The sequence below is a fragment of the Roseovarius sp. Pro17 genome (assembly GCF_035599575.1).
In the GTDB taxonomy this organism is placed as follows: Bacteria; Pseudomonadota; Alphaproteobacteria; order Rhodobacterales; family Rhodobacteraceae; genus Roseovarius.
On the sequence record NZ_CP141179.1, the window covers coordinates 2,688,603 to 2,701,370 of the forward strand.

Annotated in this window: 12 protein-coding genes; 4 read left to right on the forward strand and 8 right to left on the reverse strand. The window is 59.7% G+C overall.

Features of this window, described 5'->3' with window-relative positions:
- Window positions 1-66: 66 nt before the first annotated feature.
- A complete protein-coding gene (gene cueR / locus U3654_RS13045) occupies window positions 67-483 on the reverse strand; it encodes a Cu(I)-responsive transcriptional regulator (RefSeq protein WP_324751979.1) in 417 nt (138 codons plus the stop codon).
- Between the two features lie 10 nt (window positions 484-493).
- On the reverse strand, window positions 494-3,001 hold the full coding sequence (locus tag U3654_RS13050) for a heavy metal translocating P-type ATPase (RefSeq protein ID WP_324751980.1): 2,508 nt from the start codon (window positions 2,999-3,001) through the stop codon (window positions 494-496).
- A 152-nt stretch (window positions 3,002-3,153) separates the two neighbouring features.
- Between U3654_RS13050 and U3654_RS13055 the strand changes: the two genes are divergently transcribed.
- Window positions 3,154-3,360, forward strand: coding sequence for a heavy-metal-associated domain-containing protein (locus tag U3654_RS13055; RefSeq protein ID WP_324751981.1), 207 nt, complete (start codon window positions 3,154-3,156; stop codon window positions 3,358-3,360).
- Between the two features lie 104 nt (window positions 3,361-3,464).
- Here U3654_RS13055 and U3654_RS13060 read toward each other — a convergent pair whose 3' ends face one another.
- Both U3654_RS13060 and U3654_RS13065 read right to left on the reverse strand, forming a co-directional pair.
- Window positions 3,465-3,941 (reverse strand): c-type cytochrome, encoded by a 477-nt coding sequence (locus U3654_RS13060; protein ID WP_416384515.1) that lies wholly within the window; start codon window positions 3,939-3,941, stop codon window positions 3,465-3,467.
- A gap of 477 nt (window positions 3,942-4,418) precedes the next feature.
- Window positions 4,419-5,261, reverse strand: a complete 843-nt coding sequence (locus U3654_RS13065) for a cupredoxin domain-containing protein (protein WP_324751982.1) — start codon at window positions 5,259-5,261, stop codon at window positions 4,419-4,421.
- A gap of 390 nt (window positions 5,262-5,651) precedes the next feature.
- On the opposite strand from U3654_RS13065, the gene U3654_RS13070 reads away from it, so the two are divergent.
- Together U3654_RS13070 and U3654_RS13075 are read left to right on the forward strand one after the other, a co-directional pair.
- Window positions 5,652-7,517, forward strand: coding sequence for a copper resistance system multicopper oxidase (locus U3654_RS13070; RefSeq protein ID WP_324751983.1), 1,866 nt, complete (start codon window positions 5,652-5,654; stop codon window positions 7,515-7,517).
- A 29-nt stretch (window positions 7,518-7,546) separates the two neighbouring features.
- Entirely contained in the window at window positions 7,547-8,251 is a 705-nt protein-coding gene (locus tag U3654_RS13075) for a copper resistance protein B (RefSeq protein WP_324751984.1), read from the forward strand.
- 58 nt (window positions 8,252-8,309) lie between these two features.
- Here the strand turns inward: U3654_RS13075 and U3654_RS13080 are convergent, their stop codons facing one another.
- Complete coding sequence (locus U3654_RS13080; RefSeq protein ID WP_324751986.1) at window positions 8,310-9,701, reverse strand: ATP-binding protein; 1,392 nt, start codon at window positions 9,699-9,701, stop codon at window positions 8,310-8,312.
- Window positions 9,701-10,423 (reverse strand): response regulator, encoded by a 723-nt coding sequence (locus U3654_RS13085; protein WP_324751987.1) that lies wholly within the window; start codon window positions 10,421-10,423, stop codon window positions 9,701-9,703. Before U3654_RS13085 ends, U3654_RS13080 begins: the two co-directional genes overlap by 1 nt.
- Before the next feature lie 181 nt (window positions 10,424-10,604).
- Between U3654_RS13085 and U3654_RS13090 the strand changes: the two genes are divergently transcribed.
- Window positions 10,605-10,904, forward strand: coding sequence for a hypothetical protein (locus U3654_RS13090; RefSeq protein ID WP_324751988.1), 300 nt, complete (start codon window positions 10,605-10,607; stop codon window positions 10,902-10,904).
- Window positions 10,905-10,975: 71 nt separating this feature from the next.
- On the opposite strand, the gene U3654_RS13095 is transcribed toward U3654_RS13090, so the two are convergent.
- Window positions 10,976-11,200, reverse strand: coding sequence for a hypothetical protein (locus U3654_RS13095; RefSeq protein WP_324751989.1), 225 nt, complete (start codon window positions 11,198-11,200; stop codon window positions 10,976-10,978).
- 102 nt (window positions 11,201-11,302) lie between these two features.
- A protein-coding gene (locus U3654_RS13100; protein WP_324751533.1) for an IS3 family transposase occupies window positions 11,303-12,654 on the reverse strand; the annotation gives its coding sequence in 2 pieces (ribosomal slippage) (window positions 11,303-12,318 and window positions 12,318-12,654; 1,353 coding nt in all).
- Between the last annotated feature and the right edge of the window lie 114 nt (window positions 12,655-12,768).

A 12,768-nucleotide genomic window follows, 5' to 3' on the forward strand; every position in this document is an offset into this window, starting at 1 on the left:
GGACAAGAACGATTGTCCAAGCCGAGCAGCTGATCGAAACCGCTACGATCACGTTCAGTAGACGCCCTAACCAGTCTGTTTCACCTTAAGGTTTTGCTGCTTCGACGCCAGGTCGGCCAGGATGGGGCAATCTGGGCGGTGGTCACCCGCGCATGCATGCACCAAAGTCGCGAGGGTCGCACGCATTTCGGTCAACTCCGCAATCTTGGCGTCAATCCGGGTCAGATGATCTTCGGCGATCTTCTTGACTTCAGCGCTCTCACGCTCGGTATCCTCATACAGCTTAATCAGGCCTCGACAATCCTCAATACTGAAACCAAGCGCGCGGGCGCGACCCAGAAACGCCAGCTTGTGAACGTCGCTCTCGCGAAACGTCCGATAGCCATTGGCGCTGCGCAGGGGTTTCACGAGGCCGATATCCTCGTAGTAGCGGATCGTTTTGGCGGGCAGGCCCGATCGGGCGGCGACATCTCCGATATTCATTCTAAGCTCCTCATTCGGCTGCTGCAGGGGAAAGGGCGGCGGCAGGACGGGCCTCTGCGGTTTCCTTCATGGCAGGGCGGACCCGGCGCAGGCGCAGCGCATTGGTCACCACGAAGACCGAGCTGAGCGCCATCGCACCGGCCGCCAGAACCGGCGACAACAGCAGGCCGAACGCCGGATAGAGCACGCCCGCCGCGACAGGGATCAGTGCCACGTTATAGCCGAACGCCCAGAACAGGTTCTGGCGGATGTTGCGCATCGTGCGGGTCGAAACCTCAAACGCGTTGACGACGCCGCGCAGATCGCCCGACATCAGCACCACATCGGCGGATTCGATGGCGACATCCGTGCCGGTTCCGATGGCGATACCGACATCGGCATGGGCCAGCGCGGGCGCGTCGTTGATCCCGTCCCCCACGAAGGCGACCGCCTCGTCACCCGCGCGCAATTCATCGAGCGCAGCAACTTTGCCATCCGGCAGAACGCCCGCAATGACGTGGTCGATGCCGGTCTCGCGCGCGATGGCCTCAGCCGTCTCGCGCTTGTCGCCGGTGATCATCGCGACTTTCAACCCCAGATCGTGAAGCGCCCGGATCGCGGCGGCGCTGGAAGGTTTCACCGGGTCAGAGACGGCGATGACCGCGGCAACCTTTCCGTCAATGGCGGCAAAAAGCGCGGTGCGCCCACGGCTGGCAAGGTCCGTCTCGGCCTCTGCCAGCGGGCCGGGGGCCAGCCCTTCGCGCGCCATCAGGCGGTCGGCGCCGATCAGAACGTCGCGGCCCGCCACCTGTGCGCGCACCCCGTAGCCGGTGATCGACTCAAAAGCATCGACCTCGTGGCGCGCCGCGCCCTCGGCCTGTGCGGCCCTGACAATCGCCTCGGCGATGGGATGTTCGGACTGCTCCTCGACCGCTGCCACCAGTGCCAGAACCTCGGCGCGCTCGAACCCATCCGCCAGCACCAGATCGGTCAGTTCCGGGCGCCCCTCGGTCACGGTGCCGGTCTTGTCCACGGCCACCACACCGACGTCCGTCAATTGTTGCAGTGCGTCGCCCTTGCGGAACAGCACGCCCATTTCGGCCGCGCGCCCGGTGCCGACCATGATCGAGGTCGGCGTGGCGAGGCCCATCGCGCAGGGGCAGGCAATGATCAGCACAGAAACGCCCGCGACCAGCGCATAGGAGAGCGCCGGGGATGGGCCGAGAATCAGCCAGACCAGAACCGTCAGCACGGCCAGCGCCATAACGGCGGGCACGAACCACAGCGTGATCCGGTCGACCATGCCCTGAATTGGCAGTTTCGCGCCCTGGGCCTCTTCGACCATGCGGATGATCTGCGCCAGCGTCGTGTCGGCCCCCACGCGGGTCGCGCGGAACTGGAAGCTGCCGGTGCCGTTGACAGTGCCGCCGGTAACGGGGTCACCCTCGGACTTGGCCACGGGCACAGGCTCGCCGGTGATCATGCTTTCATCTACATGGGCGCTGCCTTGGGTCACTTCACCGTCCACCGCGATACGCTCGCCGGGGCGCACGAGCAGGATGGCCCCCGTGCTAATCTGTTCGATTGGAACATCCTGCGCGGCGCCATCCACCAGAACCCGCGCGGTGCGGGCCTGAAGCCCCAGCAGCTTCTGGATCGCGGCGCCGGTGCGGCCCTTGGCGCGGGCCTCCATCCAGCGGCCCAGAAGGATCAGCACAACGATCACCGCCGCCGCCTCGAAATAAACCGCACGCGAGGCTTCGGGCAGCAGGGCCGGCGCGAAAAGCGCGACCAGCGAATAGAGGTACGCCGCCGAGGTGCCAACGGCGACCAGACTGTTCATGTCAGGCGCGCCCTTGAACAGCGCCGGAAACCCCTTGGCATAGAAGGCGCGGCCGGGCCAGGCCAGAACCACGGTGGTCAGCACGAACTGGATCATCCAGCTAGACTGATGCCCGATGGTGCGGCCGATCAGATCATGCGCACCCGGCACGACATGCGCGCCCATTTCCAGCAGGAAGACCGGCAGCGCCAGCACGGCGGCAAGCACGGTTTTGCGGGCCAACGCGCGGGCCTCCTCGGTCCTGCGGGTGCTTGCGTCCTCTTGGGTCGCGGCATCCGCGGGGGTCGCCGGATAGCCCGCCTCCTTTGCCGCGCGGAGCAGATCGTCCAGACTGACCGCGCCCTCGATATAGTTCACGGTCGCGGTTTCCGACGCGAGGTTGACGTTCACATCCAGAATACCCGGCACCGCCGCCAGTGCCTTCTCGACCCGCCCGACGCAGGAGGCGCAGGTCATTGACGCCACGTTCAGCCGCACCGTCTGGCTGCGCGCGGGATAGCCCGCCTTGTCCAGCGCCGCCACGATTTCGGCCAGTCGCTCCGGCGCATCGATCTGCGCCTGAACGGTCTCGCTGGCGAGGTTCACGCTGACATCGCTGACGCCCGGAACAGCCATCAGCGAGCGCTCCACGCGCCCGACACAGGACGCGCAGGACATGTTCTGAATCGAGAACCGGACGGATTTTGAAACTGACATGGGAAACTCCTGCAAGTGCATCCTCATTGAGATAAGGCTTCCACTTGCTGGAAGGTCAATAGGTCAGGTAAATTCTTTTGGCCATGACCTTCAACCCTTGACCTTCCTGTGCGGGAACGCCCCATCTGTCAGGCGATGCAAAGGAGACTCCCGTGACCAGATTTGATGTTCCTGAAATGAGCTGCGGACACTGCACCGCAACGATCGAAAAGGCGATCAAGGCGATAGACCCAACCGCAAAAGTGACCTGCGATACCGGCACGCGCAAGGTCGAGGTCGAAAGTATCCTGAACGAGCGCGCCCTGAGCGAGGCGATCCGCAACGCTGGGTATAACGTCAATACAGTCGCGACGATCTGAACCAAGACTCGCGCCCGGAAATTCGGGCGCCGGTCCAACTTCACTACGCTTGCGCCTGCTCCGTTCCGAAGCGAGGTGGTTCACACCAACCTGCTGACACGCGGTCAATTATCCAGTTGATCGCGCTCCGTACTGCTGCGGGTGGCTTGGACGTCTCGCTGTCGGTCAGGCCATGTGGACGAGATGAACGCGAGGATGTTTCGGATCTCAGAGTCCGTAAGTTGATCGCCAAAACCGGGCATACCGCTTTGAAAATCCACTCCCTGACGGGCAAGAGCTTCCGCTCCACCCAGTTTGGTATAGTCGAAAAGGGCGCTGTCTGAGTGGTGCCAAGTATGACCTGTCTCGTCATGCGGTGGCGCGGGCAGGATGCCGTCCGGCCCAACTGATCGCCAATCCGGCTGCCCTTCAAGGTTGGCACCGTGACATGACGCACAATAATCCTGATACTGTTGCTTGCCTTCGACCAGATCCAAGGATTGCTCGGCCGAGGCAGTCTGGGTTGGACTCGGCACCATCGACCAGATGGCGGTGCCCAAAGCGAAAACCAGCAGCGAAAAGAGGATCAGAGGTTTTCGCATTTCGTCTCTTTCTTCCCGGTCATGGCGCAAGGTGAAATTTAGATCGATCTGCGCAGAATATGGCGTCGCGGCATGGACCCTCGGCACAGCAAGACCCATTTTGGGGACCGTTCTCAAAAAAATCATACGAGATGATCAGATAATTACGATCTCTTTCTACAATTCGCGAATTTAGCGCGAGATCAGTTTCACATTGCTAGCTGTAAGTCCCTCGACCGGCCACATGTTTCCAAAGGGTCAAAGATGTGTGCGCGCGCCGTTCTTCGCCACCACGACAAAAGCCTGGTCGGAATAGCGGCTGGGTTCGTAGATCTGCGCACGAGTTGCGCCTCCATGCCTTGCAACCCACCGGTTCTATTTCGCCATCAAATGCAAAATAAACCACCTTCCATCGCGGGAAGGTCAAGCCCAATGCAGATGACAAGACGGTGAGTTCTGAGAGGCACACACGGCGCCCCTCATGCATTTTGGGTAAAATCAGTGTCCTGAGAACGCAATCTTGCCAACCATGCCGCCCTCGCGGTGGCCTGGCACGTTGCAGGCAAACCCCATTTCGGCGGAGTCCGAAAAGGTCCAAACTACTTCGGCGGTCTGTCCAGGCTCAAGAAGGGCAGTGTTTGGGTCGTTATGCATCATACCGCCCTCCATCATCTTGGCATGGTCAAGTTTTTTCATTGTCATCATGCCGGATTTCATCATGTTCTTCATCTCTTTTTTGTGGCCGTCCCACATCTCTTTGGTGCCGAGGTTGAATTCGTGAACGAGATTTCCGTCGTTGCGTACGACGAACTTGATCGTCTCGCCCTTCGCAACGGAAATTGTCTTGGGATCGTACTTCATCTCGTCCATGCTGACCTCAATAACGCGGTCGACCTTGTCCGGATCTCCGGCCTTGCCGATGGACGCGCCGTGTCCGGCATCTGCCATTGCGGTCCCTGCCATCAGGATGAGTGCGGTTGCTGCTCCGATAGTTTTCATAAATGTCATGTTGTTTTCCTTGACTGTGTATTGATAGGCCGGGGCAAGCGATGGCGCACGCGGCGCAATCCCTTTCCCCCGACGCTGTGAAACGAAATCATTCCAGCGCTGGAGGGTCAATTCACCCGGCGCGGTTTTAATGTAACCAAGTGTAAGCTTGCAATTTCCGCATGCCTGACCGATTTTCCGGCGATCGGCAGGCATTGATTTTGATGGAGTGGCATGACACAGCGGCGCAGCATATTCTGGGGATGGCTTCTCGCCTTGACCGTGATGGTTACGGCGGCGCTTCCGCATATGTCGTTCGCACGTGCCCAGCCGGATCACTCTCAGCGCACGCATCAAGCTGCGCCGGCTTCAAGCAGCTGTGATGTCACCATGACATCGCATGAACAGACCAGTGGCTGCGCGGCGATGACGGTGCATTGTTCGCCCCTTCTGCCACAGCAAATCCTGCTGCCGGGCCAGATGCGCATGCCGATTTCAGTCGAGTACGCTTTCGGTGTCGTCGCGCCTTATAATTTGGCGTCTTTTAGCGAGACACCGCCTCCGCGAGGCTGATCCGCGTCACTTTGGGTCCCGTCAAATAGGTGGCCCAAACTGAACGCACGCAACCCTTTGCATCACTCGGACGCGCCTTTTGGCGACATGTCCATTTTGCAGGGCTGCTGCCATCAGCACACTACGCAGCGCTGTCGCGCTGCTTCCAAATCAGTTCTGAAAGGACCGGAGATGACACCCATCCCGATTATCAAGACGGCCATTCTGGCCGCAGCCCTTGCCGTATCTGGCGGCATGACGCTGGCAGGCACCTACAATGTCAGCGTCGACAAGATCCGCATAGACACCGGAGACTTCAAGAAAACCGGTATCGGCTACAACAAGAGTCAGAGCCCGACCGTGCTGCGCTTCAAGGAGGGCGAGCAGGTTACGATCAACGTCAGGAACAACCTGCGCGAAAGCACATCAATCCACTGGCACGGGCTGATCCTGCCGTTCCGGCAGGACGGCGTTCCGGGCATCAGCTTCAACGGGATCGCGCCGGGCCAAACCTTCACCTACCAGTTCCCGATCCAGCAAGCCGGCACTTACTGGTTTCACAGTCATACCGGGTTTCAGGAGCCTGACGGAGCCTTCGGCGCTATCGTGATCGAGCCGAAGGGCGGCGAGACGACGCGCACCGACCGCGATTATGTCGTGCAACTGACCGACAAGCACCCGCACGATGGCAGCCGCATTTTCCGCAATCTGAAAATGTCGGCCGACTACTACAACCGCGCGCAGCGCACGCTGGAGGATCTAGTGCGCGACTCGCGCGAGGACGGTTTCAAGCAGGCGCTTCAGAACCGTGCGATGTGGGGCAAGATGCGCATGATGCCGACCGATATCGAGGACGTGCAAGGCTTTGCGCCCCTGATCAACGGCATGGGAACCGATCAGAACTGGACGGGTCTCTTCAACCCCGGCGAAAAGGTGCGACTGCGGCTGATCAACTCGTCGGCGATGACTTATTTCGACGTTCGGATTCCGGGACTGAAGATGACCGTCGTTCAGGCCGACGGCAACGATGTGGATCCAGTCACGGTGGACGAACTGCGCATCTCGGTGGCCGAAACCTATGACGTGATCGTGCAGCCGCGCGAAGCCAAGGCGTATGGCATCATTGCCGAATCCATGGGCCGTACGGCCATGGTCCGCGGATCGCTGTCGCCCAAGCAGGGCTATGCCGGCCTTGTTCCGCGGATGCGCCCGCAACCCCTGCTGACCATGGCCGACATGGGCGGCATGATGGACGGTATGGACATGAGCGGCATGGACATGGGTGCTATGGACCATAGTGCCATGACGATGTCCTCGCAAAGCAGCGCTATGCCCGAGGGCATGGACCACAGCCAGATGGATATGTCCGGCGGCATGGACGGAATGGATCACAGCCAGATGGATATGTCCGGCGCCACGACGGAAGTGGACCAGAGTCAGATGGATATGTCCGGAGACATGGAAGGGATGGACCACAGCCAGATGGATATGTCCGGCGCCACGACGGAAGTGGACCAGAGTCAGATGAACATGTCCGGCGGCATGACTGGCATGAACCACCGCGCCCGCGACAGCAAGATCGGCGAATTCTACGCACCGGGCAGCGGCCTGATCCCAAGCGCGGCGAATGGCGGCAAGTTTCTGTCCTACAATGACCTGAAGGCACTCCGGCCACTTTACCGTGATCGCCCGGCGACCCGGACGATTGAGGTGCGTCTGACCGGCAACATGGAGCGTTACATCTGGTCCATCAATGGCGTGAAAATGGATGATGCCGAGCCGATCCGCCTGAAATACGGCGAGCGTGTCCGCTTCAAGTTCGTCAATGAAACGATGATGTCACACCCGATGCACCTGCACGGCATGTGGTCGATCCTCGACACAGGCAAGGGCAAATGGGACCCGATCAAGCACACGGTCAGCATCGCGCCCGGTACCACCGTCTATACCGAAACCGAGGTCGATGCGACGGGCCAATGGGCTTTCCACTGCCACCTGTCCTACCACGCCGAAGCGGGCATGTTCCGCAAGGTAATCGTCGAAGGTGGTCCGGCATGAACAGCGTTAGCAAAACAAGGATTGAACCGATGAAAACGATCTACCTGCCCGCTCTCGGTGCGGTGCTGGTGTCCATGGCCTGGACGCCGGCAGCAGCCGAGCCGATCATCTGGGGCTTTCAAGCCGAGCAACTCGAATACCGGTTCAACGACGGAGAAGACGCGTTCGTCTGGGATTTCGACGCGCTTGCCGGGTCGGACGAGCTGCGCTTTGTCTGGCGCAGCGAAGGCGAGGTTGGCGAATCCTCGGGTGACTTTGAGGGGTTGGAGAACCAGCTGCGCCTGCAAATGCCGATCTCGCCCTTCTTTGACGCGGTCGTCGGCATTCAGGCCAGCACGCCGGACGGGGCGCCGGACCGTTACAACGCCGTCTTTGGCGTCAAGGGACTGGCACCGCAATGGTTCGAGATCGACGCGGATCTCTATGTGTCGGATCACCCGTTCTTCCGGGTCGAGGCGGAATATGAGGCGCTGCTGACGAACCGCCTGATCCTGACGCCCAGCGTCGAGATGACCTTTCCTCTCAAGGATGATGCCGCCCGCAATCAGGGCGCTGGCGGGCCGACATTCGAGATCGGAGCGCGCGTCAGCTATGATCTGATCGACCGCGCCGTATCGCCCTATGTCGGCATCAATTACGAGCGGTCTTTCGGGGATACCGCAGACATGCTGCGCGCGGCGGGCGAGGACAAGGACGCGTTCTCCGTCGTCGTCGGCACGCGCATCATGTTCTAACGGGCGCAATGACACGAGTGCATCCCGCAGGCCTGCGGGATGCGTACCGGGGGACAAGTCAACTCTGGTCGCTGTCCTTTCGAGGCAGAACCAAAGCGGCGATCAACCCACCTTCTGGCCGGTTTTCCAGACGAACATCGCCCCCATGGGCACGGGCGATCGTCCGGGCAATGGACAGGCCCAGCCCGGTCCCACCGGTATTGCGCGAGCGTGACTTTTCCAGCCGGAAAAACGGCTCGAAGACACGTTCCATATCCGCGTCGGGAATGCCGGGGCCGCTATCCAGAATTTCGATGGCCACAGTTTCCGTGCCGCCCCGAGCAGACACGGTGGCGCCACTTCCGTATCGCTGCGCATTCACAATGAGGTTGCGCAAGGCGCGGCGCATCGCATTTGGGCGCAGCCGTGCATGTATCTGGCCAACGTCGCCGATCTCGAAACCTCCGTGCATGTCCTGTTGCAGCTTTTCCAGAAAAGCCCGGATGTCCACCGTCTGAACTTCCTCCGAGGTAGCCATGCCGCGCGCGAAGGCCAGGGTCCTTTCGACCATGTCCTGCATCTCTTCAATAGAAGAGATCATGCTGGCGCGAATATCCTCGTCGTCGACGATTTCGGCATGGACACGAAGCGCCGTCAGCGGCGAGCGCAAATCGTGGCCCAGTGCGGCCAGAACCTTTGTACGATCAGCGATGTGACGTGTCAGGCGGTCCTGCATATCGTTGAAGGCAACCGTCAGATCGCGCACTTCGCGCGGACCCATCGCAGGCAGCGTGCCCGGCGCTTCACCCCTGCCAAAGCTCTCGGCCGCGGACGCCACGCGCCGCAGCGGTCCCGTCAAACGGCTCAACAAAAACCATATCGCAGCAACCAGCAGCAGAGCGGCGGTGATACCAAAACTAAGGGTTGAGACGAGCGGCCATTGAAGCGGAGGCCGGTTGAACCGCGTATCGACGTTCAACCATCGCCCGTCCTGCAGCCCCACCGACACGGTCATCTCGAGCGTCAGCAGCCCGCCAGGAACCATTTGCAGATGCATATTGGTGCCGTCTGCGTTGATATGGGACATTGGCATCAGCGTCCCCTCGGCCTCGTGCAGTTCGACCCGGATCGGGCGATTGTCCTCGGGGCCCAGAAGCGCGCGCATGCGCGCCTCGATGCTGCCGCCATCGACATGTTGCAGATGGTCGACAGTCGGCTGGGACGTCACATCAAACCGCACCAGAGGCGAGTCAGCGGCGCGCAGGATCGACGGCTGCAATTCCAGCGGCGCCTCCTCGATGAGACGGGCGACATTCGCGGCGCGTCCTGCGGCCTCGGACCCCAAAGCCGCGCGAACCGCAAGGCCGCGTTCGTCCACGAAGAGCCACAGACTGATCGCTTGCGCCAGCACGAGCGCACCGATGATCAGCAGCACCAACTGGCCCCGTAGGCTGCCCAGAAATCTGCGCATCAGCCTGCTTCCTCGACATCGGTCGACAGACAATATCCACCTCCCCGCACCGTCGTGATCAGCTTGGGACGCATGGGATCCTTTTCAATCCTGCGACGCAGCTTGCTGACCTGATTGTCGATCGTCCTATCAAACAGGCCGGGCGCCCGTCCGGCGGTCAAATCCAGAAGCTGCTCACGCGTCAGAACGAGGCGCGGCCGCTCCAGAAGGACGGTGAGGAGCTTGAACTCTGACACCGAGAGCTGTGTCTCTAGCCCCCCATCATCTATTAGAACGCGCGTGTCAGTATTCAGCGTCTGGTGCCCAAACGTGACGCGCCGGCCCGTCAAAGACCTCGCGAACATCTCCGGCTGAGCGGACCGTCGCAAGATGGCCTTTATGCGCGCCAGCAATTCGCGCGGATTGAAGGGCTTGGCCAGATAGTCATCTGCACCGACTTCGAGGCCGACGATGCGGTCCATCTCTTCGCCAAGAGCAGTGAGCATCAGGATTGGTATCGATCCATTGGAGGATAAACGCCGGCAGACAGAAAGCCCGTCCTCTCCTGGCATCATGACATCCAGCACAATAAGATCGAACCGGCTCTTGGCCAATTCCGCATCCATTTCAGGCGCATTTTCGGCCTTCGTAACCCGCATCCCGTTCTTCACGAGGTATCGCGACACTGCGTTTCGAATTTCAAGGCTGTCGTCGACGACAAGGATATGAGGCACATCTGGCATGACGCGTTAATATAGGTTTTGTCTCGAGATGTATCCACCACTTGTCTGAAAAATGTAACGAAATGTATCATCGGTCCGCTACGTTACAAGCCGTTACAAAGCTACCCGCGCGACCCATTGCGAATGACTGCGCCATGCTCAAGTTGGGGTCATCGACAACGAGAGCAGAAGGAAATTCACAATGAAACGCAATGCCATCCAAATCTTCGCCCTGATCGGCGCCATCTCCGCAGGCGGCGTCGCCCATGCAGACAACGGATTCAAAACAGGCCATCACAAATTTCAAGCGCAGAGCGCTGGAACGAACTCGGGAGTAATGATGAAAAGCAGTGTCGGGCATAACGGCGCTTTCCTTGACGGTGCGGTTAGCCCCGGCAACGCCGACATTCATCCTCGGAGATCGCAAAATCGAGATATGATGATGGAGCGCGGAATGGAGTCCAGCGGACCGCTGCCACCAGAGGCTGGCAACGAGCGCTAAACACGGCGTCACTATTATGCACGGCGCCAAAAACGCGCCGTGCAGTTTAACCCAGAAAGGAATGCGTCATTTCAAAGCGCCACTGTGAGCAGACAAGCAAAGATGCCCGCGACCTGCGTATCGCCCTTGGGCATTCGTGACCTTAAACACTGATCCAGATCAAGGCGAGCCGCCGACCAGAGGCTAATATCAGAATACAAATCACAAGAAAAGAATGGACGCATGTTCAGATCAATGCAAAGAAATTGGGCCTTTTGGATGCGGGCGGTGACCGTTGCCGCCGCGGTCATGGCCATTCTTGTCTCTGCATTGGCTATGTCGCCAGTGTCCGTCGTCAAATAAAATGGGACATCAGAGCGGCTTGAGCATTGGAGGCTCTGGCTCGTTCGTGTGATTGATTATGCGGCTTGTTTCTGGTGTTGCAAGCGGCGCTGTCGGATTGTCTGTTTCTTGATCTTCTCCCTTTCCCTGAGAATGGCTTTATCGCGGCCGAAGTAGACGTCGGCGGGTGTGACGTTGTTCAGACTCTCGTGGTATCGTTGGTTATTGTAATATTCGACGAAGGCCCCGATCTGCTGCTCGAGATCGCCGGGCAGGTAGTAATTCTCCAGCAGAACCCGGTTCTTCATAGTTTGGTGCCAGCGTTCGATCTTGCCTTGTGTCTGTGGGTGGAATGGCGCCCCGCGGACGTGCGTCATTTTGTGATCCTCCAGCCAATCGGCCAGATCGCCAGAGATATAGCATGAGCCGTTGTCGCTGAGCAGCCGCGGCTTGTGGCGCACGACCGCCTGGTCGCAACCCGATTCCGCCAGAGCCAACTCGATAGTGTCGGTCACATCGGCAGCACGCATGGTGCTGCAGAGCTTCCACGCAATGATGTAGCGGCTGTAATCGTCCAGGATCGTGCTGAGGTAATACCAGCCCCACCCGATGATCTTGAAGTAGGTGAAATCGGTCTGCCACATCTGGTTGATTGCCGTGGTTTTGTCTTTAAACTCGTCGGCCGCCTTGATCACCACATGCGCGGGCGCCGTGATCAGGTCAGCTTCCTTCAGAATACGATATGCTGATGATTCAGATATAAAATACCGCTTCTCGTCGGTGTATTTCACCGCCAGCTCCCGTGTCGTCAGGGCCTCAAATTCCAGCGCGAACTCGATCAAATCATCGCGCCGATCCTGTGGAATACGGTTCCAGACAGAACCTGGACGGGGTGCGTGGTCCGCCAGGGCATCAAGGCCGCCGTCGACATAACGATCATACCAACGGTAGAAGGTCGCGCGCGGGATGCCCAGCATGTCGAGGGTCTGCCTGGCCGGTAGATGTGAGCCTTCAACCGTTCGGATGATTTCCAGCTTCTCGGACGCGGGATACCTCATTTCTCTGCCTCCCCAGCCCCTGTCATGCTTTTTTTGAGCAGACGGTTCTCAAGGGTCAGGTCTGCCACGCATTCCTTCAGGGCAAGTGACTCCGAGCGCAGATCTTTGACTTCTGGCGACGTTGCCTGCCGGGCCGTGTCGCCGGACAATCGCCGCTTGCCAGCCTCAAGGAATTCCTTCGACCAGCTGTAATATAGGCTTTCGGCGATGCCTTCACGGCGACAGAGCACCGAAATGCTCTCTTCGCCTCGCAGACCCGCCAAGACGATGCGGATCTTCTCCTCAGCCGAATAGGTCTGACGGGTCTTGCGGCGGATGTTCTTGACCAGCTTGTCAGCTGCGTCCTTAGACGTTCCGGATTTCTTGTTCATCTTCACTCCATGAAGGTTACGATGAACCAGAAATCCTCCGTTGTTCAATTCCTCAAATCTGTCCCACAGGCGCTGACGTCAGACAGGAATGGCGGTGGGAAACATTGCTGGTCT

What these genes read in the sequence shown, in the direction of transcription:
- U3654_RS13070 (WP_324751983.1), top strand. Translation starts at nt 5,652, where the DNA reads ATGACACCCATCCCGATTATCAAGACGGCCATTCTGGCCGCAGCCCTT.
- U3654_RS13075 (WP_324751984.1), top strand. Translation starts at nt 7,547, where the DNA reads ATGAAAACGATCTACCTGCCCGCTCTCGGTGCGGTGCTGGTGTCCATG.
- U3654_RS13060 (WP_416384515.1), bottom strand. Translation starts at nt 3,941, where the DNA reads ATGCGAAAACCTCTGATCCTCTTTTCGCTGCTGGTTTTCGCTTTGGGC.
- cueR (WP_324751979.1), bottom strand. Translation starts at nt 483, where the DNA reads ATGAATATCGGAGATGTCGCCGCCCGATCGGGCCTGCCCGCCAAAACG.
- U3654_RS13085 (WP_324751987.1), bottom strand. Translation starts at nt 10,423, where the DNA reads ATGCCAGATGTGCCTCATATCCTTGTCGTCGACGACAGCCTTGAAATT.
- U3654_RS13090 (WP_324751988.1), top strand. Translation starts at nt 10,605, where the DNA reads ATGAAACGCAATGCCATCCAAATCTTCGCCCTGATCGGCGCCATCTCC.
- U3654_RS13050 (WP_324751980.1), bottom strand. Translation starts at nt 3,001, where the DNA reads ATGTCAGTTTCAAAATCCGTCCGGTTCTCGATTCAGAACATGTCCTGC.
- U3654_RS13095 (WP_324751989.1), bottom strand. Translation starts at nt 11,200, where the DNA reads ATGGCCATGACCGCGGCGGCAACGGTCACCGCCCGCATCCAAAAGGCC.
- U3654_RS13065 (WP_324751982.1), bottom strand. Translation starts at nt 5,261, where the DNA reads ATGCGTGCGCTGAGAGTGATCCGGCTGGGCACGTGCGAACGACATATG.
- U3654_RS13080 (WP_324751986.1), bottom strand. Translation starts at nt 9,701, where the DNA reads ATGCGCAGATTTCTGGGCAGCCTACGGGGCCAGTTGGTGCTGCTGATC.